Genomic DNA, 26,934 nt, shown 5'->3' with positions numbered 1-26,934 from the left:
AACATTCGCTTTTACCTAAGCGTTTACTAGGTAACAAGACGAAAGGGTGAATTGATAATGAAGAAAACAAAATCTATGGCTTCCTTGCTGCTCGCCGGTACATTGCTTACAGGAGTAATGATGAGTGTAGCTTTACCAGGAGCAAGCTCAGCGTATGCAGCGGAGACAACGCAGGCTACAACAGCGGCTACGGGTGTGATTAATGTAAGCGGAAATGGCAAGCTATCTGTAAAGCCTGACATTGCGTATGTATCGATTGGCGCACAAACAACAGCATCTACAGCTGCCAAAGCACAAGCATCCAATGCACAGAAAATGAGTAAGCTGACTGAACTGCTCAAAAAATGGTCGATCCCACAGGCGGATATCCAGACTGTGCAATTCTATGTTCAGCCTAACTACAACTATAACGATAAGGGCGGGCAAAAAGTTACAGGCTATACCGCATATCATACGCTCGAAGTAAAATATCGTGATCTGGATAAGATCGGGCAGCTGCTGGATGATGCATCCGCTGCTGGTGCGAACAATGTAGGTTCGGTAAACTTTGATGTCGAGAACCCACAAACGTATGAGGATCAGGTCATCGCCAAAGCAATGAAAGATGCAGCATCCAAAGCAGGCTCCATTGCCAAAGCAGCGAACCGCACACTGGGTGAATTGCTGTCTGTTAGCGATTCGGGAACCGTTACACCTCCGGTTATCATGCAACGTTCTGAAGCGGCGATGAGCGATACAGCGAGTGGTGGTACATCGATTCAGCCAGGTATGATCGAGCTGAATACTACGCTGAATGTCCAATATGCCATGAAATAAATCATTGACGATGAAAATGTCAATTTCGTAAAAAGCAAATCGAAGCTGCACAGTCATATCAGAAGTCCCATAGGGGGCGCTGGAGTGGCTGTGCTGTTTTGTTTCAAGGGCTTAATTTTAAAGGTAATACGTAGAGTCTCTCACATCGTTTCAGTATAATCCCTGTTTGCCAAACCAGAGACATCGGAAAAATGGAAACTTCATTTTGCAGGGAAGTTTAGTTTCGAAACGAAAAGTTTATTTACAAATTTATTACTTTTAGTAAGAATAGCGTATCGATGTTGTTACTCTGTTTTAAGCAGTTTGTAAATCAAACGGTTGCTAATCTGGTTATACTGAGCAATGTTGAGATGAACTTTAAACATATCGAACAGGAGAGATTAATAATGGACAAGCAATATACGCTGAAAAACACAACGTATCTCAAAAAACTATCTGCACTGGTGCTGGCAGCAACAATGGCAGCAGCAGGTACAGTCGCTATTTTACCTGGAAGCACCAATTCCGTGTATGCCGCAGCAGCAAGCCAGAAGGTAAATAAAGCTGTTGTACATGTACAGGTAGAAGGCAAAGCTGTAGCAACACAGGGCATGCTCAGTAAATCCGGCAAAACGCTGGTACCGCTGAAGGACGCCGCAAAGGCGCTGGGTGCTACGGTTACTTATGATGCCAAAACACATAATGTCATTGTTACGAAAGGCAAGCAATCCGCAGCCTATACGATCTATAACGATATCAATACTGACAATGTATTTGCTGCATTCAATGGTGGCGCACTGGGCGAAAGCTATGACGGCCAGATTGTAAAAGGGGTATCCTATGTTGAAGCGAAGGCGCTATCGGAGCCATTCGGTTATCGTACTGTATGGAACAAAGCAACCAGTACAGTCAATTTTACAACGGTAGGCGTGAACGCTGTGACCGTAACACCAACGAAGCTGGCTGATCCGATCCAAAATAAATACACAACCGTAAACGTGGTGTACCCGGTAGTATCCGGTCTGGATAATGAAGCTGCACAAACAGCAATCAACAAAGCGCTTAAAGACCATTTTGATAAATATCTGGCAGGCATGAAAAAGCAGGTGGAAGAAGCAGGTACTCCATATTCCAAAGACCTGAGCTATGAAATCGATGGCGGTTATAAAGTCAGCTACAACCAGAACGGTGTGATCAGCTTCCTGCTGACCGATTACCAATTCCTCGGTGGCGCACATGGCGATAACATTCTGACAGGCATGACTTTCTCGCTCAAAGATGGCAAAGCGCTCAAGCTGGATGATCTGCTCAAATCCAACGCTTCGTATCGTCAGGATATCAAAAAAATGCTGCAAGCTGATATCAAAAAGCAAAGCGATGAAATGGGCTATTCCCTGGAGCAATTTAACGATCTGAGCAAAAACTCCAGCAGCTATCTGAATAACTACTACCTGACCGATAGCGGCTTCACTGTGTTCTTCCAGAAATATGATATCGCTCCAGGTGCAGCAGGCAATCCAGAGTTTAACTTTACATTTAGCCAGCTACTGAAATCTGGTGTAAATCCGCTGAAGGATTTTAAATAAGAGCTTTTGCTATAAAATACAGCTCATAGGCTGAGTGATAATTGCATACACAAAGCTGCAACTGTTCGTCGCGTTGCAGCTTTTGCTTTGCAAAGCTTAATTTTTAATTCGTTGTTATGAGACGAACATGGATCTCTGACTTGCGAATCTGGTGGTGTGAATCACTGAACAGAAAATAGTAAATAAATGAATAGGAGAACGATCAAATGAATACATTATATTCGCTGAAAAATACGAGCTATCTGAAAAAAACGGCTGCACTAGTACTCGCAGCCACACTGGCGACAGCAGGTACAATCGCGATTTTGCCTGGAAGTACAGGTTCTGCATATGCAGCGACTGCTAGCTCTAAGACGAATCCATCTATTGTGAATGTACAGATAGAAGGTAAAGCGATATCTACACAAGGTATACTCGGCCCAACAGGCAAAACGCTGGTACCCTTAAAGGAAGCAGCCAAAGCGCTAGGAGCTACCGTTACATATGATACGAAAACAAGCACCGTGATCGTATCCAAAGGGAAGCAAATCTCTTCATATCTTATGTATACCGATGGCGGCGCAAAGGATAATCTGTTTGTTACATTCAACAGTAGCGCACTTGGTGATACCTTTGATGGTCAGGTCATCAAAGGAACGACCTATGTAGAAGCAAAAGCATTATCCGAGCCTTTCGGTTACCGTACGGTATGGACAAAAGCAACGAATACAGTGAATTTTACAACTGCGGGTATGAATGACATCACGATCACACCGACCAAGCTAGCTGATCCCAACGATAACGAATATACCGACGTGAGCGTGCTGTATCCGGTCATCTCAGGTTTGGATAATGAAGCCGCTCAAAAGAAGATCAATGCAGCGCTCAAGGCATATGTCGATCAATCGATAGCTACAACGAAAAAGCAGATCGAGGAAGCAGGCAAGCCCGATTCACCTAATCTGCAATATGAAGTGGATAGCGGTTATAAAGTCAGCTATAACCAGAATGGAGTCATCAGCTTCCTGCTGTATGACTATGGATATCTGGGTGGTGCACACGGTGGAGAGACGTTAACAGGCATGACGTTCTCGCTCAAAGACGGTAAAGCGATCAAGCTGGACGATCTACTGAAATCGAATGCTTCGTATCGTCAGGATATCAAGGAGCTACTACAAAATGAAATTAAAAAGCAAGGCGGTGCGGAGGACGGTACACTCGATTCATTTAACGATCTGTCTCACAACTCCAGCGCTTATTTGAATAATTACTACCTGACCGATCGCGGCTTTACGATCTTCTTCCAGCAATATGCGATTGCGCCTTATGCAGCAGGTACTCCAGAGTTCAGTTTCACGTTCAATCAACTGCTGAAAGCGGGTACGAATCCGTTGAAGGCGTATCACTAACAATCGGCATACTGCCTGATCAGTGTGATATATACCTAATACAATGAGTAGCATCAAAATAAAAGCATACGAAATAATAAACAAAAAAGCTGCAACGGCTCATCCCGTTGCAGCTTTTTGGCTATTTCCACACATGCACAAGTTGCAATTACACGCCTTGTGGAGGTGTTTTTTCAATTACTTTATCGATCAGGCCATAATCAGCCGCTTCAGCCGCTGTCATGAAATAGTCACGGTCGGTATCGCGCTCGATGCGATCCAGTGGTTGACCTGTACGATCAGCCAGGATTTTGTTCAGCTTGTCGCGCATTTTCAGAATGCGGCGAGCTCTGATCTCGATGTCGGTCGCTTGACCCTGTGCACCACCGAGTGGTTGGTGAATCATAACTTCACTGTTTGGCAGTGCAAAGCGTTTGCCTTTTGCACCAGCATTCAGCAGGAATGCGCCCATACTTGCTGCCATACCTACACAGATCGTAGATACGTCGGCTTTGATAAATTGCATTGTATCATAAATCGCCATCCCCGCAGTAATCGAACCGCCAGGACTGTTAATGTAAAGGTGAATATCTTTTTCTGGGTCTTCGGCTTCCAGGAACAGCATTTGTGCAATAATCGCATTAGCTACGACATCATTAACTTCCGAACCTAGAAAGATGATGCGGTCTTTCAGCAAACGGGAATAAATATCATATGCGCGTTCGCCACGACTGCTTTGTTCTACGACCATAGGGATATAACTCACTAGAAACCCTCCTTAAATTACGATCATCGTAAATGTCATTATATAGTGGAATCTCTGGTCAAACAATGACAAGAATCAATTGTTCTTACCACATTATAGGGTAGTTCAAACTAAAAGTCAAAGAAAGTCAAACTATCCATCCTGAAAATTCCTAAATTACTGAAAAATGGGTTAATATAAGAAGAAGCACGCTTATTTTCCAGTATACAGGTACATATAAAAATAACCAGCCTCGGCTGGTTGACGTTCATTTCCACGATTCGTTAGTGGAAATAATATGTAATTAACAATTGTCTGGTATAACTATTACTGGGAAGCTGTGCAAGGAAACGATGAATACCTTGAAAAATATATCTCGCTCATACGATAAATCAAGTGGCGCGCCCGCCAAGAATCGAACTTGGATCTCAGGCTTCGGAGGCCTACGTCATATCCATTGGACCACGGGCGCAAATAAGCAACAGCAAGAATGATTATAGATGAAAGAACCCTAAAAAGCAAGATAGCCCTTACAACAGCTATAACGACAACCTTCCGACTCGATCTTCCATTTTGCTCCAGCTTCTATTCACTGTACACATAAATCTGGATTGAAACTGTAGGTAGACTGAGCTTTGGTTGTCTATCTGCCTTAGGCAATAGTTGTGATTCCAGATTAACTGAAGGTAGCAGCACGAATTGAAGCAAGCTAGTGATATTGTAGCCATTTAGTAGCTTGATCAAAATTAGCAACTATATAGATTTACAAAATAATATATTTTGAAAAGAGGTTCAATACTTATGAATGTATCCCGATCTTTTTTGGTAGCTATTTCAGCAACTTTGATTACTACTATTCTTATAAGTTCGCAGGCTTTAAATAAACAGTCAGCAACTGCGCCCCCAACTTCTGCCTCTATCATTTCCTCTATTTCTCATGATGGTAGAATGACTCCAAATGATACTCAAGTTGCGCTTACGAGAAGTTCTATTACTAGGAGTGGTGGTAACTTTGTAGTACCAGCAAACTATGGTTGGCTGAAGGTTTGGGTTTACAATACTGGAAATAGTGAACTCACCGTAACTGTAAGAAAAGCTAATCGTACAACAAATTATTTATATTATAAGATCCCTCCCAAAAAGCAAATGGTTATTCCGAACAATGGAAAAGCTACAGGAACAGGCTTACATATCATTAATTTTTCTAGCGCTAATGGCGTACTTTCTGGCGATTTTAGTGTAGTTATGGCAGATAACCCTAAAAAAAGCCAAAGTTAATTCAAAAAGCGTATGCTCTTTCGATATTATTTTTTGCCTTACACCTATTTTCAAGCTGGTCAGGGTTGTCTCGTGCTCATTGTGGTGCTTTCGAATGCTATGGAGATGGGGAACTTATTTTAAATTTCCAAATCATGCGAAAGGAAAATATATAGAAAAACTGTCATGAAAACGATCGATTACGGTTAATGCTTATAGAGAAAGAGCTGTCTTTGCAGGAAAAGTAATAGGAAAAGAAGGTCTAAACATACAAAGGCTGCTTTGTGTGTGTCCTGATTGCGTTGAAGACGTTTGGGTAGACTTCTTCACTTGCTCGTTTGCAAACAGCAGATCAAAGCTCAGATGTATAAACGTTTTATTCGCATCGTAACGTAGGAACATATCCACTTCAAATAGTTGTCATCAATACTTGCTTCTACATCAAAAATTGGTTAATATAGATGTGGGACTTAAAAAGTTATGCCGGGACATTTTGAGTCCATATACCTAAGCCTGGTTGAATGCAAATGAGATTACACTGAGCGAGATAAGTTGCAGGAGTGGAAAGCATGCGAAAATTACTGGAAATACAAAAGCAGCTTCTGCCCGATCTCACTGACGTACTGAAAAAAAGATACGCGATTTTACATCAGGTTATGATGACGGGGTTGGTTGGACGTAGATCGCTCGCCGCTTCGCTGAACATGACGGAGCGTGTGCTGCGCGCTGAAACCGATCTGCTCAAGGCGCAGGGACTGCTGGAGATTGAGAGCACGGGAATGCGCGTCAGCGATGCAGGCAGACAGCTGCTTGAAGAGCTGGAGCCATTAATGGAAGAGCTACTTGGTTTGTCCGTTCTGGAGGATCGCATCCGCGAGGCTTATGGACTACAGCAGGTCGTTATTGTGCCTGGAGACAGCGACACTTCGGCTAGTACGAAGCAGAATCTGGGACGAGCAGGTGCGAGAGCGCTGCTCAGTGTGATGCGCGACGATGATATTGTGGCTGTGACCGGCGGTTTTACGCTGGCTGAGGTGGCAGAACAATTAAGCCCAACCTTACCAGCTCCGCTCAGGGATGCTTGGTTCGTTCCGGCAAGAGGCGGACTTGGCGAAAATATGGAATACCAGGCGAATTCCATCGTATCCACGATGGCGAAGCGGGTAGGCGCGCAGTACCGGCTGCTGCATGTACCTGACCTGCTGCGAAGAGACGCTTATGAGCTGCTGTACGAGGATGAGAATGTACGAGAGATCGTCGAATTCATTCGCCGTGCACGTATTATCATTCATGGCATCGGTGATGCGATGGAGATGGTACGACGTCGCCGCCTTGACCCACAGCTTGTTGAAGAGATTCGGGGAGCAGGCGCAGTGGCAGAATCCTTTGGTCATTATTTTAATGCTGAAGGGCAGACCGTGCATCATATGCTGACGCTCGGTCTGCAACTGGAGGATATCGCTAATGCGGAAGTGGTCATTGGTATCGCTGGCGGACGCAGCAAGGCACAATCGATTCACGCTGTACTTAAATTCGGCCAGGAGGATATTCTGGTCATCGACGAGGCGGCTGCACGGGAGATCGTAAAGGAGCTGTAAGCTGCGGCTACATTCCTTTTCCCGGCAGCTGCCCGCAGAAACCCTGTTGTTAGTGAATTTCTAACACGAGGTTCAATGAAGAATGATTTTTGCGATAGCAAAATATCGTACTATTATTATCACTGTCTCGACAGGCTCAAGTAGCCTTGTCTTGATTGCATAAATTTCAACAAACTTATTTCTAGGAGGAATTAACTCATGGTTAAAGTTGGTATTAATGGTTTTGGACGTATCGGACGCCTTGCTTTTCGTCGTATTCAAGACGTAGCAGGTATTGAAGTTGTAGCAATTAACGATTTGACAGATGCTAAAATGCTGGCACATCTTTTGAAATATGATACAACACAAGGTAAATTCAACGGTGAAGTTGAAGTACACGACGGTTTCTTCAAAGTAAACGGTAAAGAAGTTAAAGTTCTGGCTAACCGTAACCCTGAAGAACTGCCTTGGGGCGAGCTTGGCGTAGACATCGTTCTGGAATGTACTGGTTTCTTCACAACAAAAGAAAGTGCTGAGCTTCACCTGAAAGCTGGCGCTAAACGCGTTGTTATCTCCGCTCCAGCAACTGGCGACATGAAAACAATCGTTTACAACGTTAACCACGAAATTCTGGATGGTACAGAAACAGTTATCTCCGGCGCATCTTGCACAACAAACTGCCTGGCACCTATGGCAAAAACACTGCAAGACAAATTCGGCGTTGTTGAAGGCCTGATGACTACAATTCACGCTTACACTGGCGACCAAAACACACTGGATGCACCACACGCTAAAGGTGACTTCCGTCGTGCTCGCGCAGCAGCTGAAAACATCATCCCTAACTCCACTGGTGCTGCTAAAGCAATCGGTCTGGTTATCCCTGAACTGCAAGGTAAACTGGATGGTGGCGCACAACGCGTTCCAGTAGCAACTGGTTCCCTGACTGAGCTGGTAACTGTTCTGGAGAAACACGTAACAGTTGACGAAGTTAACGCAGCAATGAAAGAAGCTTCCGACCCAGAAACTTACGGCTACACAGAAGACGAAATCGTATCTTCCGATATCAAAGGTATGACTTTCGGTTCCCTGTTCGATGCTACACAAACTCGCGTTCTGACTGTTGGCGACAAGCAACTGGTTAAAACTGTAGCTTGGTATGACAACGAAATGTCTTACACTGCACAACTCGTTCGTACGCTGGAATACTTCGCGAACAAAGGCTGATCCAGCCCTCTAGCTGAAATAAATATTAATTCCATAAAGCGGAAACAGAGCTCATTTGTTTCCGCTTTTTCTAAGTTGAATACTCACCGGGAGTGTTTAACCGTCTGAAGGGTAATGCCTGACGGATGTGGGGTTAGATGAAAGATCAGCATGATGCCAGTGGCGAGGATGGTGCAGGATCAGCAGCAGCGCAGAAGCTATGGCTTCCGTGTCTGCTGTACATATCGGCGGCTATTTTCGCCTGGCGCATGCTCCAAACTATGGGCATGGAGGAACGACTAATGAACAAAAAAAGTGTACGTGATGTAGAAGTAGCAGGCAAAGTGGTATTCGTACGTGTGGATTTCAACGTACCAATGGAAGATGGCAAAATTACAGATGACAAGCGTATTCGTGAAACGCTGCCAACGATCAACTTCCTGATCGAAAAAGGCGCGAAAGTGCTGCTGGCAAGTCACCTGGGCCGTCCAAAAGGTGAAGTGGTTGAATCGATGAGACTGACTGCTCCAGCAGAGCGTCTGTCCGAGCTGCTGGGTAAACCAGTAGCAAAAGCTGACGAATCGACTGGCGATGCAGTAAAAGCAAAAATCGCTGACATGAAAGATGGCGATGTGCTCGTACTGGAAAACGTTCGTTTCCATGCAGGCGAAGAGAAAAACGATCCAGAACTGGCAAAAGCATTTGCTGAGCTGGCTGATCTGTTCGTGAACGATGCATTCGGCGCGGCTCACCGTGCTCATGCTTCCACAGAAGGTATCGCGCATCATCTGCCAGCAGTAGCTGGTCTGCTGATGGAGAAAGAGCTGGATGTACTGGGTAAAGCCCTGAACAATCCAGAGCGTCCTTTCACAGCGATCGTTGGTGGCTCCAAAGTAAAAGACAAAATCGATGTAATCGACAATCTGCTGAACCTGGCAGATAACGTAATCATCGGTGGCGGTCTGTCCTACACATTCATGAAGGCTCAAGGTCATGAAGTAGGTCAATCCCTGCTGGACGAGAGCAAGCTCGACGTAGCTTTGGGCTTCATCGAAAAAGCAAAACAACTGGGCAAAAACTTCTACCTGCCAGTAGATATCGTGATCTCTGACGATTTTAGTGCAGATGCAAACACAAAAATCGTTGAAGTTGGCGACATCCCAGCGGATTGGGAAGGCATCGACATCGGTCCAAAAACACGTGAGATCTATGCTGACGTGATCAAAAACTCCAAGCTGGTTGTTTGGAACGGACCTATGGGCGTATTCGAAATCGAGCCTTTCTCCCACGGTACTCGTGCGGTAGCAGAAGCTTGCGCAACAACAGAAGCTTACACTGTAATCGGTGGTGGCGATTCCGCAGCAGCAGCTGAGAAATTCCACCTGGCTGATAAAATGGATCACATCTCTACAGGCGGCGGCGCTTCCCTGGAATTCATGGAAGGTAAGGCACTTCCTGGCGTTGTGGCACTTAACGATAAATAAGTTTACAATAAAAGCAGTATGCACGCTGCTATAATCCAGCGGCGTGCAAGTATGGAATAGAAGGAGTGATACTTCAGTGAGAACACCAATCATTGCCGGCAACTGGAAAATGTTCAAAACCGTTCCGGAAGCTCAAGCATTCATCGAAGGCATCAAGGGCAAAGCAGAAGTAGAAGGCGTAGAGAGCGTAATCTGTGCACCATTTACAAATCTGCCTGCACTGGTTGAAGCTGTAAAAGGCACCTCCATCAAAATCGGCGCGCAAAACCTTCATTTCGAAGACAACGGCGCATTCACTGGTGAGATCAGTGGCGTTATGCTGAAAGACCTGGGTGTGGACTATGTGATCATCGGTCACTCCGAGCGTCGTCAGTATTTTGCTGAAACCGACGAGATCGTGAACAAGAAAGCACACGCTGCATTCCGTCACGGTCTGACTCCAATCGTATGTGTTGGCGAAAAGCTCGAAGAGCGTGAAGCTGACCAAACGAAGGATGTATGTAAAGTACAAACTGAAGGCGCGCTGGCTGGTCTGAGCGAAGAGCAAGCGAAAGCAACAGTTATCGCTTACGAGCCAATCTGGGCAATCGGAACAGGTAAATCTTCTACTTCCGCTGATGCGAATGAAGTAATCTCTTACATTCGTGGTGTAGTAAAAGACCTGTACAACGAAGAAGTAGCTAACGCGGTTCGTATTCAATACGGCGGTAGTGTAAAACCGGAGAACGTGAAGGAGTACATGGGACAAAGCGACATCGACGGAGCACTCGTTGGCGGCGCAAGTCTACAGCCTGAATCTTACATCGCGCTCGTTGAGGGGGCGAAGTAAATGGCTGTACCAAAACCAGTAGCTCTGATCATTATGGACGGTTTCGGTCTGCGTGCAGAAGTCGAGGGCAACGGTGTTGCTCAGGCGAAAAAGCCGAACTATGACCGTTACATGTCCGAATACCCGCACACGACACTGACGGCTTGCGGCGAAGCTGTAGGTCTGCCAGAAGGTCAAATGGGTAACTCCGAGGTAGGTCACCTGAACATCGGCGCAGGTCGTACGGTGTACCAGGATCTGACTCGTATTTCCAAATCGATTCGCGAAGGCGACTTCTTCCAAAACGAAGCGCTCGTCGGCGCATTCGAAAATGCTAAATCCAACGGCAAAAAGCTGCATGTATTTGCACTGTTGTCCGATGGTGGCGTACACAGCCACATCGACCACCTGTTTGCTACGCTGGAAATGGCGAAAAAGCAAGACTTTAACGATGTGCTGATCCACGTATTCCTGGACGGTCGCGACGTAGCACCAGATAGCGGTAAAGGCTACATGGAGCAATTGATCGAGAAGATCGGCTCTATCGGCGTTGGTACAATTGCCAGCGTACAAGGTCGTTACTATGCAATGGATCGCGACAAGCGCTGGGATCGTGTAGAAAAAGCATTCCGTGCCATCGCTTATGGCGAAGGCCCACAGTTTGTTGATCCATTGGGCGTTGTAACGACTTCCTATCAGGGAGAAGTATACGATGAGTTCGTGGTTCCTGCTGTAATCGTGGATGGTGATAGCCAGCCGGTAGGTGCAGTGAACGATGGCGATTCCGTTGTGTTCCTGAACTTCCGTCCTGACCGTGCTATCCAGCTGTCTCAGGCATTTACACAGCCGGATTTTGACGGCTTCGAGCGCGGCAACTATCCGAAAGACCTGTATTATGTCTGCCTGACTACCTACAGCGCAACGGTAAGAGGCCATATTGCCTTCGGACCGAAAAGTCTCGACAATACGCTGGGCGAAGTGCTGGTACAGCACGGTAAAAAGCAACTGCGTATTGCTGAAACGGAAAAATATCCGCACGTTACCTTCTTCTTTAGCGGCGGACGCGATGTAGAGCTGGAAGGCGAAACTCGTATTCTGATCAATTCACCGAAGGTTGCAACGTACGATCTGCAACCGGAGATGAGCGCGCGCGAAGTGGCAGATGCCTGCGTAGCGGAGATCGAAGCAGAAAGACAGGATGTTATTATCCTGAACTTCGCTAACCCGGATATGGTGGGTCACTCCGGTAAGCTGGAGCCGACAATCAAAGCCGTAGAAACAACTGACGAATGTGTTGGACGTGTCGTTGAAGCGATCCTGGCAAAAGGCGGCGTGGCGCTGATTACAGCCGACCACGGTAACGCTGAAACGGAGATCGACGAAGACGGTCGCCCGCAAACGTCGCATACAACGAACCCGGTTCCGTTTATCGTAACCGACAAAAATGTAGTGCTGCGTGAAGGCGGCATCCTGGGTGATATCGCACCTACGATCCTTGACCTGATCAGCATCGACAAACCACAGGAAATGACAGGTACGTCTATCATTTCTAGCCGTAAATAAGCAAGCTTCTGCATGTGGCTGCTATTTGCGCAGCGTTTTTAAACCCGTTATGAACGAACCTTGTAGCTGGCATGCGATTAACATGCTCGTCATGTTCCGCTGAAGTCGCCTGTCTGCTGCTAGGGCGCGTTCCACATATAAGGATGGATGGCAGTCTCTGTCCCCATCCGCCCAAACTTATCCAAGTGAAGGAGACTTTTGAATCATGACAACTATTGAGAATGTATATGCTCGCGAAGTCCTGGACTCCCGCGGTAACCCAACTGTTGAAGTAGAAGTATATCTGGAATCCGGCGTTGTAGCTAGCGCAATCGTACCTTCCGGTGCTTCCACTGGTGCACACGAAGCGGTTGAGCTGCGTGATGGCGACAAATCCCGTTACCTGGGTAAAGGCGTTCTGAAAGCTGTTGAGAACGTAAACGAAATCATCGCTCCAGAAGTAATCGGTATGGACGCAACAGACCAAATGGCAATCGACCGCAAAATGATCGAGCTGGATGGTACTGCAAACAAAGGTAAACTGGGTGCAAACGCAATTCTGGCTGTTTCCATGGCTGTAGCACGCGCTGCTGCTGAAGCTCTGGGTCTGCCACTGTACTCCTACCTGGGTGGATTCAACGCAAAACAACTGCCAGTACCAATGATGAACATCATCAACGGTGGTGAGCACGCGGACAACAACGTTGACGTGCAAGAGTTCATGGTTATCCCAGCTGGCGCGAAAAGCTTCAAAGAAGCTCTGCGTACAGGCGCTGAAATCTTCCACAACCTGAAATCCGTACTGAGTAGCAAAGGTCTGAACACAGCTGTTGGTGACGAGGGTGGTTTCGCACCTAACTTTGCTTCTAACGAAGAAGCTCTGACTGCAATCATCGAAGCAATCGAAAAAGCAGGTTACAAACCAGGCGTTGACGTATTCCTGGGTATGGACGTTGCTTCCACTGAGTTCTACAAAGATGGTAAATACGTACTGGAAGGCGAAGGCAAATCCTTCACATCTTCTGAGTTCGTAGACCTGCTGGCTTCATGGGTAGAAAAATACCCAATCATCACAATCGAAGACGGTTGCTCCGAAGACGATTGGGAAGGTTGGAAGCTGCTGACTGAGAAACTGGGCAACAAAGTTCAACTCGTAGGTGACGATCTGTTCGTAACCAACACTGAGCGTCTGGGCCGCGGTATCGAAGAAGGTATCGGTAACTCGATCCTGATCAAAGTAAACCAAATCGGTACGCTGACTGAAACATTCGAAGCGATCGAAATGGCGAAACGCGCTGGTTACACAGCAGTTATCTCCCACCGTTCCGGTGAGTCCGAAGATAGCACAATCGCTGACATCGCAGTTGCAACAAATGCAGGTCAGATCAAAACTGGTGCTCCTTCACGTACTGACCGTATCGCGAAATACAACCAACTGCTTCGCATCGAAGATCGTCTGGGCGAAGTTGCTAAATATGATGGCCTGAAATCCTTCTACAACCTGACTGAGCACAGAGGTTTGACGAAGTAATTCGGTTCGATCGGAGCATTCCGATTGATCTGAGCAGGACGTAATACACGTCTATCGGTAAGGAATGGAGAATATCATTCACCATTTCCTGATGGTAATAGACCAGCTTATCTGCTATCGCTGTAACAGATCAAATGGGATATACCGAATCGATAGACACCGGGCAGTCAGCGGATCATTGCCGCTTGTCGGCAAACGAAGGCTGCCCTGGAGAGGGACGACACGGAGCCCGTTATATGAAGGTCAGCAGGAGTTCTACCTCGCATCGGGTATTCTCATATTGTGGGCATTCATTGCTATTGGACGTTTAGCGTTCACTAGCAGATGGTAGACAGTAGATGGAATGACAATATGCTACTTCATCTGCACTGCCATGATGACGGCTCCGGGGATCGTCTTCCCGTTATACAATCTATATGGTGACTGGATCACAGATGCTTGAGCGGCTTGGCTCAAGGTAATCGGTATCCGTCAAAGCTGCACAGCATGGTAACATGCTGCCTGCCATCCGTTATAGGAATGGGCGTTGCGGCTGACCGTACATTTCTGGCACAGGCGGCTTGAGCCGCTACTTATGTCGCTCTAGCCAGCCATGTACCGGACAGCAGCCATCCGTTTCAGCGGATGGCTATTTTTTTATAATAAAACGGTGGGTAGCTCCATCAGGAAAGCATTGCCATTGCCGTATGCGATATGATAAACTATAAATGCTGTTTCTATAGAATGATATGGTTGTACAACCTGTACATATACATTTATAGAGGCTCGGCGTAACCCTTCAAGGAGGTGGAAATTATGCAATTAACTTTTCAGATTCTGCTTACAATCGTCTCCGTTGCTTTGATTATTGTTGTGCTGCTGCAAAAAGGTAAAAGTGCTGGTCTTTCCGGTGCCATCTCCGGCGGCGCCGAGCATCTTTTCGGTAAAACAAAAGCACGTGGTATGGACCTGGTGCTGCAACGCACGACCGCTGGTCTGGGTGCTGCATTTTTCGTATTCGCGATCCTGGTTGCTGTCTTCAAGTAATTGAACGTTAGCGATGATAAGGGTAGCAAGGATAACCCGGTATGGAGACTCTGAGGAGTCTGCGTACCGGGTTATTTGTTGTTAGGAAGAATGAAATGGGCTGTCGGGAATAGCGATTGGTTTACAGGTGAATAATCCATTGTTATCTGTTCATATAGAGTTCATATTACCGTTTTATAATGGGAACTGTTCCCGAGCTTGTCCATTATTCCCATGCAAGTTGAAGCAAGACTGAAGTCCATGATGTGCAAGATCCTTTGCGGCGATTCACCGCTCTCAACCAAGGAGAGAGTGGTGGATGTGCCGCCTTTTTTTGTATACCGGATGCGAAGTGGCTCGATTGCTTATGAATTTCGCCGGGAACTACAGGCTCTGGATTAAATTAGTGTATACTAGGGTATGTGTATACTACATGAAGCATGATCGTTCGACTCGTTCAACACGCAGACGTCCAGCAGATCATGGACCGATCTGCGTTCTATCATCCATCACCGACACAGATCAGCGTATAAAGCACATCAAACTGCAATTACATATGAGCCGGATGAGCGTGAGCGCTGCTGAAGGTGGGCCGAGGTGAATTTTTATGATTACAGAAGAACAATTATTAACATTTATGCGGGCAACCGCTTATAAACCAATGACGTACCAGGAACTAGAGGAGCATTTTCGTATTGAAGATGCCTCGGATTTTAAGGAGCTTGTGAAGCTGCTGAATCGCTTGGAGGAAGCTGGCGATATCGTTGTGAATAGCGCCAATCGCTATGGCGTACCGGAACGTATGGATCTGGTCAAAGGGCGCATTCAGGCGCACGCGAAGGGCTTTGCCTTTCTTATCCCTGAGGATCGCGAGCATGGAGACGTGTACATCCATGCCAATGACCTGAACACTGCGATGAACGGGGATACCGTACTGGTGAAGGTCACCTCACGTAACGCTTCTGGTGGACGCATGGAAGGCGTTGTAGTGCGTGTACTTGTACGTAAAAATACGCGCATCGTTGGCGTGTTCCAGGGACTGGACACGTATGGCTTTGTGCTGCCAGATGACAAGCGCATTAACCGTGATATTTTCATTCCAAAGGAATCATTTGGCAATGCAGTAGACGGTGAAAAGGTCGTTGCTGAGATTGTCAGCTATCCAGAGGGACGCGCAGCTGCGGAAGGCCGAATTGTTGAAGTGCTCGGACATAAGGATGATCCAGGTGTCGATATTCTGTCGATCATTCGCAAGCATCAGCTGCCGGAAGCCTTCCCGGATGAAGTGATGGACGAGGCGCAGGGCGCACCGGATGCGATCACGGAAGAAGAGATCATCCAGCAGGGTCGCCGCGATCTACGTGGCAAAAACATTGTTACCATCGATGGCGAGGATGCAAAGGATCTGGATGATGCGGTTAACGTAGAGCGCCTGCCGAATGGGAACTATCGTCTGGGCGTGCATATCGCCGATGTAGGCTATTATGTGCGCGAAGGCTCCAAGCTGGACGAGGAAGCCTACAATCGTGGCTGTAGCGTGTATCTGGTCGACCGCGTCATTCCGATGCTGCCGCATCGCCTGTCCAACGGAATCTGTAGCTTGAATCCACAGGTAGATCGTCTGACGCTGAGCTGTGAGATGGAATTTGACGAGAATATGAAGGTCGTGCAGCATGATATTTTCACCAGTGTGATCAAGACGAAGGAACGGATGACGTACAAAAATGTGCGCCGTATTCTGGAGGATGAAGATCCTGAACTGATGGAGCGATACGCACCGCTGATCGACGACTTCAAGCTGATGCGTGAGCTGGCGATGAAGCTGCGTGGTAACCGGATGCGTCGTGGTGCAGTCGATTTTGACTTTGAAGAATCGAAGATCATCCTGGATGAGAGCGGCAAGCCTGTCGATATCGTCAAACGCGAGCGTTCGATCGCCGAGCAGATTATCGAGGAATTCATGCTGGCTGCCAACGAAACGGTAGCCGAGCATTTCCACTGGCTCAAAGTGCCATTCCTATACCGCATTCACGAAAACCCGGATCAGGAGAAGCTGCAAAGCTTCCTCGGCTTCGTGCAAAACTTCGGTTATGCGGTCAAAGGGACAGGCAATCTGATCCACCCGCGTGCGCTTCAGCAATTGCTGGAGGAGATCAAGGGTGAGAAGGAAGAGACAGTGATCAGCACAATGATGCTACGCTCGATGAAGCAGGCGAAATATTCCGCAGATAGCTCCGGTCACTTCGGACTTGCCGCTGAATACTATAGCCACTTCACCTCACCGATCCGTCGTTATCCCGATCTGGTTATTCACCGCGTGATCCGCGAAGTGATCGAAAACGGTGGCGGTGGGCTCTCACCAGAACGTCAGGCGTATCTGGAATCCCGTATGTCAGATATCGCCCAGCAATCATCCGAGCGTGAGCGTGTCGCTGTAGACGCTGAGCGCGACACTGATCAGCTCAAAAAAGCGGAGTACATGCTGGATAAAGTGGGCGAGGAATTCGAAGGGATCATCAGCAGCGTAACCGGGTTCGGTATGTTTATCGAGCTGGAAAATACCGTAGAGGGCTTGATCCGCCTTGGTATGCTGACGGACGATTACTACCATTTCGACGATAAACAGATGATCCTGCTCGGCGAGCGCACATCACGTATCTTCCGTATCGGGGATACAATTACCATTCGTGTAGCCGGCGTGAATATGGACGATCATACGATCGACTTCGAGCTGACGGATATGCCCAAATCGAATCGTCGTTTTGCAGATCGTGGCGCACGCGGAGAGAGTGAACGCCGCGGCGGACGCGGTACTCGTACAGATAGTGGCAACGGCGAGCGCGCCGCTGGCACAGGACGCAGAAGCAAAAACAAAAACGCGAAAAAAGCCGAGCGCTTCGGACGCGCTGCCAAGAATGCAAAAGCAAATGCTGGTGGTAACGGTACAGCAGCGAGTACACCAAATGGACGTACTGGAGATAGTAGCGTTGCTTCAGGTAACGCGAGCAGCGGTAACGGCGGCGATTCCGTACGTTATCCTACAGGCGGTCGCAGTAAGCGCAAACGTGGCTCCGCAGGAGGAGCTACATCCGCGCAAGCCACTCCAGCAGGAAGTGGAAGTGAAACTGCAAGCTCCGGTAACAGCTCCAACAAGAAGAAACGGAAAAAGGACAGCGGCATTAACTTCTCCAGTTCCTCTAAGGGTGGAGAAAGCAGTACGCGTAGCTTCGCCTTCGGCTCTGGTAAAGGTGGTTACAGCAGCCCGGTAGAATCGAGTAAAAAGAAGAAAAGTAAATCCCGTAAGCCTTCCGATTCTTCATCATCAGTAACGAACAGCGCTCCAGCAGAATCAAGCAAGCCGCCTAAGCGCAAATTCAAGAAAAAGAAGGATAAGTCGAAGGGTACGGAATAAGATATAGACGGTAGCAGAGGATGGATAGGGTCGAAAAGTACAAGATACGGTTATCCCTCATTGTTTAATTCGACCTATTCATTTTGCAAAGGAGATAGGTTGTTCGTGTACGGCCTATCTCCTAATGATATGTGTTTTTCGTAATTTTCGATTGATGTAGTCAACGAATCGGCGCCAGAGTAGTTCATATATTTTCCGTATGCAGTGATAGGTATGACGAAATGGCGACGAATACACTAAGCACGGTATCATGGATTTCCAGCCAATAGATACCTGAATCTACTCCGTAACTCCCTGCGCGGGAACCTATGCGGAAGGAGGACCACAGATGGCAACCAAAAAAAGCGAAAACAAAGTACTCGCTCAAAATAAAAAAGCGTCCCACGATTATTTTATCGAGGACACATACGAAGCAGGAATGGTGCTGACCGGAACCGAGATCAAATCGTTACGCCGCGCACGCGCGAATATTAACGACGCCTTCTCGACGATCCGTAATGGCGAGGTGTTCCTGCACAATATGCACATCAGCCCGTTCGAGGAAGGGAATCGCAGCAATCCAGCAGACCCGACTCGTACCCGCAAGCTGCTGCTACACAAGGAACAGATCAGCAAGCTGATCGGCGCCTCCAAGCGCGACGGTTATACGATCGTTCCACTCAAAGTGTACATTCGTAACGGCTACGCCAAGCTGCTGATCGGACTGGGTAAAGGTAAGAAGCAGCATGATAAGCGTGCTACAGCGGCGAAACGAGATGCACAGCGCGATATCCAGCGTGCATTGCGTGAGAATCAGAAGCGTTGATCTAACATATAGACGAGGATGCGGTGGTTCATCGTATCCTCTATGTGGTAACGAATAGAATAGGCAGTTAGTCAGCCAGGTAAGTGTGAGCAGACGATACATGGTATATATCCTATTCGTATCTGTCGAGCCATCCCACCTGCACCGCTACCATTTTGTAGTGAAATGTAGTATAATCAAAGTCTGTGAGGAAACCTATTGCCGCTTGCTCCAATTGGAGTAAACAGTCATGTCGGTTCCCAGGGTAGCCCTTTCTATGGAGGGAAAGGCTGCTTGAAGCAGACATTTCGGAAGACGAGACTCATGCGCTCGTCCCGTATTGATCCAGACCCTTTTTATTAAGGGGGCGTTCTTGGATTCGACGGGGGTAGGTCGGGCATGAGTAGCGGGTAGTGGGGACGCGTCCGCTTTATCAACGCTAAAGCCTATTAAACGGCAAACAACAAAACAACTACGCTTTCGCAGCCTAAGAAACTGTGAATCGTGCTCTCGCCTCGCATCGCCCATGTGCCAGGATGAGGGCCCAACTCTAAGTGGGCTACGCTGTCACATCTCCGCCTGAGGTGTGCTGAAGAAGACAACCAGGCTGACCCGAAGGGAATCCGGTTACAGGGAGTCTCTAGGGTGACATCAAAGCTGTAACTACACCCGTAGAAGCTTATGTTGCGTTATCTTCGGACAGGGGTTCGACTCCCCTCGCCTCCATACTGAAAACCCGGTCCCCACAAGGGCTGGGTTTTTCTATGTCTTAAAAAGTAGATAAATGTTAGACGAATGATATAAGTGGGCCGGTTATAGCTTTTTGAAGTAGACATTTTGTCTAACGATGGCCATTGTCATATCTTTTAATTACATGTTAAATTACATTCAGGTTAAAGACTCCTCTACGATTAGAACAACAGCGAATGCAAATATCAAGTTACTTTCACTATAGAATCATCAGCGAGCAAATACATAATTACTAAGGATCCCAAAAGAAGCGAAAGCAGACGACTGTTCTATGTTACGGATCTGTTTTTCCACTATTTAAAGAAAAAATGCGAAATAGAGGTGAGATATGGTTAAAATAAATCGCAATCGTAAACCTGGCGAACATCCGAAGCGTGAGATGCAGACGACATTGATTTGCAGAAAAGAACTCGAATTGTTGAAAAAAGCCAAGGAGTTATTATCTAATCCTGACGAAAGTTGTACTTGTTCAGAGAGAAACAAAAGAAGCAGAAGGTGGATATAACCTAGCAAATGATTAGTATTAATGATCGAGTCACAGATTTAAATAAGTTAAAACATCATACAATCATCAAAGGAAATAGGAACTTCAAAAATCAGCAGAATTCTAATTTCGTCTAAGGTGACTGTTCGACTTATGGTATTTCCTAATAAAAGTGTTGCCATGTTAATTTACACTCAGGTTAAAGACTCTTCTAAGAGAGGCATAGAACAAGGTTCGACACATATAGCATTTACGACCGTACCTTATTATATTAGATTATTGATATCTCATAGAAATTGAAAAGGGGAAGATCAATATGGCAATGGTATTCGGAAAACAAACAATGGAAAATTTCAAGTAACACTTGATCATGGAGTAGTGAATGGAAAAAGGTATAAACCAACTAAGACGTACGATACAATTGAGGAAGAAGAAAAGGCATTAACAACTTTTAAAGTTAATAAACAAAATAAACATTTAGCAACTTCAAATAGCATGAGCGTAGTTGATATGCTGGATTACTGGATGAAGCATTATGTTAAAAAGAAGTGTGAAGCAACGACCCGATACGGGTATAACAATATAATTTCCAAGCATATGTCTCATTACTTCGGTAATCTAAAACTAAGTGAGCTTCGTCCAATGCATATAAGGAATTACTATGATTATTTGGGTGAGGGAAAAAAATTATCGATAAATACAATTTATAAGCATCATGCTTGCATTCGAAGTGCTCTTAAGTATGGAGTAAGTCAAGAATTTACAGACCGCAATGTTGCAAGTGCAATAACCTTGTCTAAGAAGAAGTCTTTTGAGGGGAAAGCCTATAATAACGAGCAGATGACTGAACTGCTACAAAAAGTAGTTGGTACTAAGCTTGAAGTTCCGGTTTATCTCGCAAAACAGCTTGGACTTCGTAGGGAAGAAGTTAGCGGATTGAAGTGGAAAAATGTCGATTTAGAGCAGGGTATAATAAATATTGTAGAAGTTAGAACTTCCGCCGGTAAAGAAGTGATTACCAAGCAACCTAAGATGAAAGAAAGTAAACGGACACTTTTTATGCCAAATGATTTAGTAGAGGTATTATGCAAAAATCGAAAGAAGCAAGAATACTTAAAAAGCTATTGAAGAATGAGTATGTAGATTGTGATTATGTTTATGCAAAAGACAATGGAGAACCATATCGAGTAAATTCAGTGACAGAACAGTTTAAAAAATTTCTTGAAGATAAAAAATTGGAAAAAATTAGATTTCATGATCTGAGACACAGTGTCGCCTCTATTTTATATGATAAGAAAGCTGATATTAAAGCAATCGCAGATTGGTTGGGTCACTCAGATATATCGACCACGACTAAAATTTATGCACATAGATTTGACAATACACAAAGGGGAAACAGTTTTATTAATAAGTGATGCATTGAGTACAAAAAACTCCTGTACGGTTTAAAGACCGTACAGGAGTTTTTCTTATGAGGCGATAATATGTTCCTCTACCGAAGCATCAAGTGATGCCCTAAGAATTCGAATCTGTTTACCGATTTTAATGTGAGGCATGCCTCTTTTAATTAAATCATACATGCCATTTCTTCCGATTCGCAGAATATCTCTTGCTTCGTCAATTGTTAGAAGATCATAATTTTTTTCCATAGTACTTACCCTTATTCTTTTAAATGATTAAGTTGTTCAATATAATCATTATAAGAAAAGCAAGAGGATCTGAGTGAGCTTAAACGTTCTATATGGTTTTAGATTTCGTGATTTAAAGTGTGAAAGTATTTCTCTTTGGTTCTGTAAAAATGAACTAATTCTACATTTCGCCGCAGATCTATTGTTACGACATCTTAGGGTAGCCTAAAATGATTAATCTGAAAGCTTATAAATAGGGTAATGTATAAGTAGCAGAAGCTCTCGTAAAACAATACCTTTCAGGAGGTTTTCAGCATTGGATAAAATGAATATTCAAATTCAACTGAATAAAAATCAAAATAAGGATAAGAGTATTAAAGATAAAAAGAAACAAAAAGAATTCCAAGAAGCTTTAGAGTTTGACCTTCATTTTCCTGATGGGATATTTACTATTCCTTCTACTCCCGTCACTCCGAAAGTGAAGGTAAGAGCGATGCTTAACTACTACAAATCCGTAGGAAAAAAACCGGATGAACTTTCTGATGAAAAACGTGAAGTTTTTCTGTATAGAGGCTAATCCTGTACGTTCCAAAAACTCTTCTCGACAGCATGAATAAGAGATGTTGCCCAGATTTTGTCTAGTTATAATTCGAAAAGAGAACAAAGTACGGAAAATAAGCTTTGATATATTCCGAAAGGAAAACTTTTTTGAAATAAAGTGCATATTTGTCCGCAAAAAAAGGGGATAATTATTCGCCACAATAGAAACTCTCTGCAGGCAAAAAATCGTTCCTTTGACTTGGACTTTAGATTGCCTAAAGTCGGGTTCAGGGTACCTTCATTATAAACTTTGATTTATGCTACACTTTTCAGTTTACCGAATCAATCGCATAATTTCTTCGAGGATCAACTCGAAGGGCATGTTCTCCGTGAGACCTAGCAGGGTTTCTGGGATGTCTTTTTTTATTGCCGCCTGAAGCCAAATTTCTCACGGTACAATACTGAGAATATCGGCCGGTTCCTCTTTCTTCTTCGCAAGTTCTTCATCGGTCAGATCCTTCAGGTTAAAACGTGCTTTAAGACCATTCGACCAGACCAGCTGTCGCTTACCCTTGAACGCATTTGCAGATGCCGTTAAGAGCAGCCTATCCTGATCAGACGGATCAGCGAGGTAATCTCGAAGCATATCAAACGGTATTCGTCCTTTCTCTCTGCTGCCACGTTTTGCATGACTTCTAGTAATCCCGTTTTCCCTTCCGAAAAGAAGTTTTTTGATCTCGGTTGAAGCTGGAGATACGGCAAAAGTGGATCAAGTTGATGTTTCTCACATTGCAAATCTAATGTATGTTTTTAGTTGGCATATAGAGTAAGAAAGTTTTGTATAATATATTTAGATCAATAATTTAAAGGAGGGATAATAATGGCGAAAGTAGCGAACCGTGTTAGGAGCAACCGTAGCTCCAGCGAAGTGAAAGCCGTGCCCACCGTTAAGACGAAATCAGGAAAAGTTCTTACTACAAAAATAGAGGCAGACACAAGTTTTACAGAACTTCGTGAGTTGAATCAACAAATTTTAAGAAACTTGAGACATTAATTATACAGAAAAGCAACAGGTGAATTATTCGCCTGTTGCTTTTTCTATCAGGAAATAAATTTTGACTGAATTGAATGAAAATAAGATTAATTCACAAGAACCGAATATTCTATAACTTAAACCGTCCATTAGACAGATTTTCTTCGGTTTGAACCTATATAGCCAATTGTTTCTTGTAGGATTCGCAAAACCGCTCCCTTAGCTTTCTCTAGGATCCATTACATTATGAAGAGCATTATGGTATCAAAATCGATGTTAGGGTCTCGCGGGCACACCGAAATTAATCCGTATTTTGTCTTGTTATCTGCTTGCTGCAAACTCCCGCTAGCTTCTCCACAAATTTTGAGAATTTCGTCCAACTCTTCAACAAGATCCTTTCAATATATACAGAGTGTTTTAATTAAAGGGGCAATGTAAATGTCAGAGAATAGATTGAAAAACATCATTGGCAAGGAATATACCGACAACCCAATCGTCAATTTTTTAACATATATGATTTCTGGTCCTAAACAACCAGGTTATGGTGGTGAAGAATGGCGTAAAAAGAATGATTTAGATGTCGTATGGTTAGATGGAGACTTGCATGCTGATACTATATTTGCGGTATGGATTCCCTTAAAAATGAGCTTAAAAAGTATGGCAGGAGATACCTTTAGTTATAATGGTAATAGAAAAGCACCTTCGAAAGAAAATGAGTGTTTGAAAGACATTATAGAAAATATTAATCGCTATTCCTCCCCCCCGAACATGCTTTAGTAAAAGAGTTGTATCAATTTGCTGAGTTAGCTTCTACAAGAGCTAATGTGAGGCGGTTGCCAAACAGACAAATGCAAAAACGTGGTTTTTCTATTTCGATCAAATGCCTAAGACACTGTATGAATGTTTTGAGCAAGGAAGGTTCAATACATATTTTGGTAGCACTAACGCGGTCAAAGAATGGGTTAAACAAGAGAGGATGGAAATGTTCTTTAATGGCTCGATTTCAAGGAATAACATCAAGCCTTTAATATCTCGAATGCAAGTTTCTGATTGTGAGTGGCTCAAAGAGAGTCACGATATCCTAGAGATGCTTGTTCAATATAACGAGATCCTACGTATAAGAAGCGAAGCGTTGTTAAGATCAAATGAGCAATAGGAAGTTATACGGCTCATATATATAAAATGAGTGACATATAAGGTAAACTCGGTATTCCACAAATGGCTTTAAATTTTGTTGGTTTAATAAAAATAGAATTTTTTTAGGGAGGTATATCAAGCTGTGAAACAATGTAACTAGTCAAGGCCAATCCACATAAAGAGAGATATAAAGCATGGTTAAAACTGAGGGAGGAGAATCCACAATGGGTATAAAAGATTTGCGAAAGTCATCTACAAAAACTTAAGCCTATTTTTAATTATATAGATCAGTAATTTCTATATGAATATTTCAGAAGCAGAGATTTTGTAGGTTATCTGTGAAAGTTACATTGTTAATAACTCAGAGTAATGATTCTAATTTTTAGAGACTTGTGAAGGATTAAGCTAACCGGCAGATTAACATGATAATTCTTTCAAATTACTCGTATAGAATCTATTAGTAGTAGCTCGAAACTAGTGGGAAATTAATGTGGAAGACGGATGCTTCAGATTAAACAACTACAGTAATAATAAGCCACAATTACATATGCTTACCTCAAGAACATTTGATACTATATTAATGCAGGAAAAATATGAAGGTTGGTGCTTCCTATGAATGATAAATTCGAAGAACTTACGGAACGTATGATGCATTTTCATAACAACTATGACGTTGCTTTTAGCTATGTCCACAATTTAGGAGAAACTCAGGCTATTGTTGATCGACCAGATAAAGATAAAGTTTGTAGATTTTGCAGAAAGCAATATCCTGAAGTTAAATTCAAAAAAAAAGCTCATGCAATATCTGAGATGTTAGGGAATAAGGAGTTTGTTTTAAAGAGCGAATGTGATACATGTAATAGTTTCTTCGGTCAGAAATTAGAAGATGATTTGGGGAAATACTTAGGGCTTGGAAGAACCTTATCACAGATTTTTGGTAAAGATGGAGTACCCTCATATAAATCTCGTGATGGAAAATGTCGAATTGATTATACAGACAAAGGAATTGTGATTCAGGCAACAGAAGATAATGAATCCATCATTATGCACAATAATCACATCATTTTTCATGCAGTGCGAGATTCCTATACCCCTATAGCAGTATATAAGTCTTTAGTGAAAATCGCATTATCATTGATTTCATACGAACAAATACCACATTTTGAAGATACTATCGATTGGTTAAAAGAGGAGAGCCATATAGATTCCTTATATAACATGGACAACTACACATATTTAATTGAACGATATGTCCCTGGACCCAACCCTATGCAATTAAGAGTACTCGGCTTTACTAGGAAAGATGAAAGTCTTTTAGTACCCTACTATCAATTCTTGTTGGAATTCGCAAATTATAGCTTTCAAATTATAATCCCGTGTAAAAATAGGGATACAAAATTAGTTGGTAGTCATGAAATTGAATTCGTCTCGATTCCAGGTACAGACGAAATTGCCAAGTTTTTTCCTATGCCAGGCACGTATGAAACGGTAAACGTTGGTTTTGGTGAAGCTTCAATTAAAATCAAAAACATGGGGGGGAAAGAAAAGGTTAAAGATGAGCCTTTAGAACCGATTTATTTGGGATTTATGGACAGCCAACGTCATGAAGGAGAAGGAGAAACAATAGATGAAATTTTTGAGAAAGAAGGCATTACCTTAAAAAAGCGACTAAGAAATGATAATTCGTTATCCAAGGAATAGAGTCATATACCATATATAGATTTTAAAAGACTTCCACATTATTGTATAAAAGAAGTTACGAACTTCTACACAACTATCAACGAACAAGTAATTTGATTACTTGATAAGTATAATAGTGAAGAACGGATGCTCACATCAATGTGCTACCATTTCTCAATGAGTGAGGAACGATAATTCGACTGGAAGGCTGAGGGCCACCCCTCAATTAATCGTTCTCCCTATTATGGCTCTATTTCGTTAATATCATGGCTCGCACTCATTAAACCTTCGGCTCTTCCTAATTAGAATTTTTATATATGGACTGGGGGCAGGCATATGAAGTTTTTTATCTCTGATATACACGGTGAGTTCAATGGACTGGAAATGTTGCTACGGCATGCTGAGATTGATTTTACGAAGGATCAGCTTATCTTAGGCGGCGATTATATCAATCGAGGTAAAGACAGCGGAAAGGTTATCAGACGAGTCAGAGAATTGACTAAGACATACCCCAATAATGTAATAGCTGGATTGTCAATATTAAATCAGACAACTTTTTTAAGGGCTACTTGACGATACTGAACAG

24 protein-coding genes, 1 tRNA gene and 1 other RNA gene are annotated in these 26,934 nt (G+C 44.2%); 22 read left to right on the top strand and 4 right to left on the bottom strand.

Going from position 1 to position 26,934, the window contains the following annotated elements; genetic code table 11:
- Positions 1 to 57: 57 nt before the first annotated feature.
- From IEX62_RS21165 to IEX62_RS21155, 3 genes are all read left to right on the top strand, one after another.
- Positions 58 to 816, top strand: coding sequence for an SIMPL domain-containing protein (locus tag IEX62_RS21165; RefSeq protein ID WP_188778018.1), 759 nt, complete (start codon positions 58 to 60; stop codon positions 814 to 816).
- Between the two features lie 386 nt (positions 817 to 1,202).
- Positions 1,203 to 2,381, top strand: a complete 1,179-nt coding sequence (locus IEX62_RS21160) for a PdaC/SigV domain-containing protein (RefSeq protein WP_188778017.1) — start codon at positions 1,203 to 1,205, stop codon at positions 2,379 to 2,381.
- Positions 2,382 to 2,587: 206 nt separating this feature from the next.
- A complete protein-coding gene (locus IEX62_RS21155; protein WP_188778016.1) occupies positions 2,588 to 3,769 on the top strand; it encodes a PdaC/SigV domain-containing protein in 1,182 nt (393 codons plus the stop codon).
- A gap of 148 nt (positions 3,770 to 3,917) precedes the next feature.
- Here IEX62_RS21155 and clpP read toward each other — a convergent pair whose 3' ends face one another.
- Complete coding sequence (gene clpP / locus IEX62_RS21150; RefSeq protein ID WP_308422664.1) at positions 3,918 to 4,514, bottom strand: ATP-dependent Clp endopeptidase proteolytic subunit ClpP; 597 nt, start codon at positions 4,512 to 4,514, stop codon at positions 3,918 to 3,920.
- Between the two features lie 376 nt (positions 4,515 to 4,890).
- Positions 4,891 to 4,965, bottom strand: a tRNA-Arg gene (locus tag IEX62_RS21145).
- A gap of 329 nt (positions 4,966 to 5,294) precedes the next feature.
- Between IEX62_RS21145 and IEX62_RS21140 the strand changes: the two genes are divergently transcribed.
- The 13 genes from IEX62_RS21140 (at position 5,295) to IEX62_RS23880 (ending at position 21,745) form a co-directional block, all read left to right on the top strand.
- Positions 5,295 to 5,771, top strand: a complete 477-nt coding sequence (locus IEX62_RS21140; protein WP_188778015.1) for a hypothetical protein — start codon at positions 5,295 to 5,297, stop codon at positions 5,769 to 5,771.
- 548 nt (positions 5,772 to 6,319) lie between these two features.
- Positions 6,320 to 7,348, top strand: a complete 1,029-nt coding sequence (locus tag IEX62_RS21135) for a sugar-binding transcriptional regulator (protein ID WP_188778014.1) — start codon at positions 6,320 to 6,322, stop codon at positions 7,346 to 7,348.
- Between the two features lie 198 nt (positions 7,349 to 7,546).
- Positions 7,547 to 8,551, top strand: a complete 1,005-nt coding sequence (gene gap, locus IEX62_RS21130) for a type I glyceraldehyde-3-phosphate dehydrogenase (RefSeq protein ID WP_188778013.1) — start codon at positions 7,547 to 7,549, stop codon at positions 8,549 to 8,551.
- Between the two features lie 281 nt (positions 8,552 to 8,832).
- Positions 8,833 to 10,014, top strand: a complete 1,182-nt coding sequence (locus IEX62_RS21125; RefSeq protein ID WP_188778079.1) for a phosphoglycerate kinase — start codon at positions 8,833 to 8,835, stop codon at positions 10,012 to 10,014.
- Positions 10,015 to 10,090: 76 nt separating this feature from the next.
- Positions 10,091 to 10,843 (top strand): triose-phosphate isomerase, encoded by a 753-nt coding sequence (tpiA, locus tag IEX62_RS21120; protein ID WP_188778012.1) that lies wholly within the window; start codon positions 10,091 to 10,093, stop codon positions 10,841 to 10,843.
- Positions 10,844 to 12,385, top strand: a complete 1,542-nt coding sequence (gpmI, locus tag IEX62_RS21115; RefSeq protein ID WP_188778010.1) for a 2,3-bisphosphoglycerate-independent phosphoglycerate mutase — start codon at positions 10,844 to 10,846, stop codon at positions 12,383 to 12,385.
- 205 nt (positions 12,386 to 12,590) lie between these two features.
- A complete protein-coding gene (eno, locus tag IEX62_RS21110) occupies positions 12,591 to 13,895 on the top strand; it encodes a phosphopyruvate hydratase (protein WP_188778008.1) in 1,305 nt (434 codons plus the stop codon).
- 795 nt (positions 13,896 to 14,690) lie between these two features.
- Positions 14,691 to 14,921, top strand: a complete 231-nt coding sequence (gene secG / locus IEX62_RS21105; protein ID WP_188778005.1) for a preprotein translocase subunit SecG — start codon at positions 14,691 to 14,693, stop codon at positions 14,919 to 14,921.
- A 586-nt stretch (positions 14,922 to 15,507) separates the two neighbouring features.
- Complete coding sequence (gene rnr / locus IEX62_RS21100) at positions 15,508 to 18,312, top strand: ribonuclease R (protein ID WP_188778003.1); 2,805 nt, start codon at positions 15,508 to 15,510, stop codon at positions 18,310 to 18,312.
- Positions 18,313 to 18,640: 328 nt separating this feature from the next.
- Positions 18,641 to 19,117 (top strand): SsrA-binding protein SmpB, encoded by a 477-nt coding sequence (gene smpB / locus IEX62_RS21095; RefSeq protein WP_188778001.1) that lies wholly within the window; start codon positions 18,641 to 18,643, stop codon positions 19,115 to 19,117.
- 342 nt (positions 19,118 to 19,459) lie between these two features.
- Positions 19,460 to 19,825, top strand: a transfer-messenger RNA (tmRNA) gene (ssrA, locus tag IEX62_RS21090).
- 883 nt (positions 19,826 to 20,708) lie between these two features.
- Positions 20,709 to 21,458 carry a site-specific integrase gene (locus tag IEX62_RS21085; protein ID WP_229686001.1) on the top strand — a complete coding sequence of 250 codons (750 nt, stop codon included), beginning with the start codon at positions 20,709 to 20,711 and terminating at the stop codon, positions 21,456 to 21,458.
- Entirely contained in the window at positions 21,416 to 21,745 is a 330-nt protein-coding gene (locus IEX62_RS23880) for a tyrosine-type recombinase/integrase (protein ID WP_229685999.1), read from the top strand. The genes IEX62_RS21085 and IEX62_RS23880 overlap by 43 nt, the downstream gene beginning before the upstream one ends.
- Before the next feature lie 54 nt (positions 21,746 to 21,799).
- On the opposite strand, the gene IEX62_RS21080 is transcribed toward IEX62_RS23880, so the two are convergent.
- The gene (locus IEX62_RS21080; RefSeq protein ID WP_188777999.1) at positions 21,800 to 21,979 is read right to left on the bottom strand and encodes a helix-turn-helix domain-containing protein; all 180 of its coding nucleotides are present in this window, start codon (positions 21,977 to 21,979) and stop codon (positions 21,800 to 21,802) included.
- 295 nt (positions 21,980 to 22,274) lie between these two features.
- On the opposite strand from IEX62_RS21080, the gene IEX62_RS21075 reads away from it, so the two are divergent.
- Positions 22,275 to 22,535, top strand: coding sequence for a hypothetical protein (locus IEX62_RS21075; protein WP_188777998.1), 261 nt, complete (start codon positions 22,275 to 22,277; stop codon positions 22,533 to 22,535).
- A 411-nt stretch (positions 22,536 to 22,946) separates the two neighbouring features.
- On the opposite strand, the gene IEX62_RS21070 is transcribed toward IEX62_RS21075, so the two are convergent.
- Positions 22,947 to 23,144 carry a hypothetical protein gene (locus tag IEX62_RS21070; RefSeq protein WP_188777996.1) on the bottom strand — a complete coding sequence of 66 codons (198 nt, stop codon included), beginning with the start codon at positions 23,142 to 23,144 and terminating at the stop codon, positions 22,947 to 22,949.
- Between the two features lie 55 nt (positions 23,145 to 23,199).
- Here IEX62_RS21070 and IEX62_RS24145 point away from each other — a divergent pair, with 55 nt between their 5' ends.
- From IEX62_RS24145 to IEX62_RS21050, 5 genes are all read left to right on the top strand, one after another.
- The gene (locus tag IEX62_RS24145; RefSeq protein WP_506329716.1) at positions 23,200 to 23,328 is read left to right on the top strand and encodes a type II toxin-antitoxin system SpoIISA family toxin; all 129 of its coding nucleotides are present in this window, start codon (positions 23,200 to 23,202) and stop codon (positions 23,326 to 23,328) included.
- Between the two features lie 50 nt (positions 23,329 to 23,378).
- Positions 23,379 to 23,552 carry a hypothetical protein gene (locus tag IEX62_RS21065; protein WP_188777994.1) on the top strand — a complete coding sequence of 58 codons (174 nt, stop codon included), beginning with the start codon at positions 23,379 to 23,381 and terminating at the stop codon, positions 23,550 to 23,552.
- A gap of 417 nt (positions 23,553 to 23,969) precedes the next feature.
- Positions 23,970 to 24,308 (top strand): hypothetical protein, encoded by a 339-nt coding sequence (locus IEX62_RS21060; protein WP_188777992.1) that lies wholly within the window; start codon positions 23,970 to 23,972, stop codon positions 24,306 to 24,308.
- Between the two features lie 972 nt (positions 24,309 to 25,280).
- On the top strand, positions 25,281 to 26,369 hold the full coding sequence (locus IEX62_RS21055; protein ID WP_188777990.1) for an HNH endonuclease: 1,089 nt from the start codon (positions 25,281 to 25,283) through the stop codon (positions 26,367 to 26,369).
- A gap of 315 nt (positions 26,370 to 26,684) precedes the next feature.
- On the top strand, positions 26,685 to 26,921 hold the full coding sequence (locus IEX62_RS21050; RefSeq protein ID WP_188777988.1) for a metallophosphoesterase: 237 nt from the start codon (positions 26,685 to 26,687) through the stop codon (positions 26,919 to 26,921).
- Positions 26,922 to 26,934: the final 13 nt, after the last annotated feature.

Source organism: Paenibacillus hunanensis, assembly GCF_014645615.1.
Taxonomy (GTDB): Bacteria; Bacillota; Bacilli; order Paenibacillales; family Paenibacillaceae; genus Saccharibacillus; species Saccharibacillus hunanensis.
The sequence above is the reverse complement of the archived record's forward strand: the minus strand, read 5'-3'. Positions and strand labels throughout refer to the sequence as shown.

Bases quoted from the DNA above. Each gene is read 5' to 3' on its own strand.
- gap (WP_188778013.1), top strand. From the start codon at position 7,547: ATGGTTAAAGTTGGTATTAATGGTTTTGGACGTATCGGACGCCTTGCT.
- IEX62_RS21055 (WP_188777990.1), top strand. From the start codon at position 25,281: ATGAATGATAAATTCGAAGAACTTACGGAACGTATGATGCATTTTCAT.
- smpB (WP_188778001.1), top strand. From the start codon at position 18,641: ATGGCAACCAAAAAAAGCGAAAACAAAGTACTCGCTCAAAATAAAAAA.
- IEX62_RS21060 (WP_188777992.1), top strand. From the start codon at position 23,970: ATGTCAGAGAATAGATTGAAAAACATCATTGGCAAGGAATATACCGAC.
- IEX62_RS21125 (WP_188778079.1), top strand. From the start codon at position 8,833: ATGAACAAAAAAAGTGTACGTGATGTAGAAGTAGCAGGCAAAGTGGTA.
- IEX62_RS21070 (WP_188777996.1), bottom strand. From the start codon at position 23,144: ATGCTTCGAGATTACCTCGCTGATCCGTCTGATCAGGATAGGCTGCTC.
- IEX62_RS21050 (WP_188777988.1), top strand. From the start codon at position 26,685: ATGAAGTTTTTTATCTCTGATATACACGGTGAGTTCAATGGACTGGAA.
- rnr (WP_188778003.1), top strand. From the start codon at position 15,508: ATGATTACAGAAGAACAATTATTAACATTTATGCGGGCAACCGCTTAT.
- IEX62_RS21165 (WP_188778018.1), top strand. From the start codon at position 58: ATGAAGAAAACAAAATCTATGGCTTCCTTGCTGCTCGCCGGTACATTG.
- IEX62_RS21065 (WP_188777994.1), top strand. From the start codon at position 23,379: ATGGCGAAAGTAGCGAACCGTGTTAGGAGCAACCGTAGCTCCAGCGAA.
- IEX62_RS21140 (WP_188778015.1), top strand. From the start codon at position 5,295: ATGAATGTATCCCGATCTTTTTTGGTAGCTATTTCAGCAACTTTGATT.
- IEX62_RS21080 (WP_188777999.1), bottom strand. From the start codon at position 21,979: ATGGAAAAAAATTATGATCTTCTAACAATTGACGAAGCAAGAGATATT.
- eno (WP_188778008.1), top strand. From the start codon at position 12,591: ATGACAACTATTGAGAATGTATATGCTCGCGAAGTCCTGGACTCCCGC.
- IEX62_RS23880 (WP_229685999.1), top strand. From the start codon at position 21,416: ATGCAAAAATCGAAAGAAGCAAGAATACTTAAAAAGCTATTGAAGAAT.
- gpmI (WP_188778010.1), top strand. From the start codon at position 10,844: ATGGCTGTACCAAAACCAGTAGCTCTGATCATTATGGACGGTTTCGGT.
- secG (WP_188778005.1), top strand. From the start codon at position 14,691: ATGCAATTAACTTTTCAGATTCTGCTTACAATCGTCTCCGTTGCTTTG.
- IEX62_RS21160 (WP_188778017.1), top strand. From the start codon at position 1,203: ATGGACAAGCAATATACGCTGAAAAACACAACGTATCTCAAAAAACTA.
- IEX62_RS21155 (WP_188778016.1), top strand. From the start codon at position 2,588: ATGAATACATTATATTCGCTGAAAAATACGAGCTATCTGAAAAAAACG.
- IEX62_RS21135 (WP_188778014.1), top strand. From the start codon at position 6,320: ATGCGAAAATTACTGGAAATACAAAAGCAGCTTCTGCCCGATCTCACT.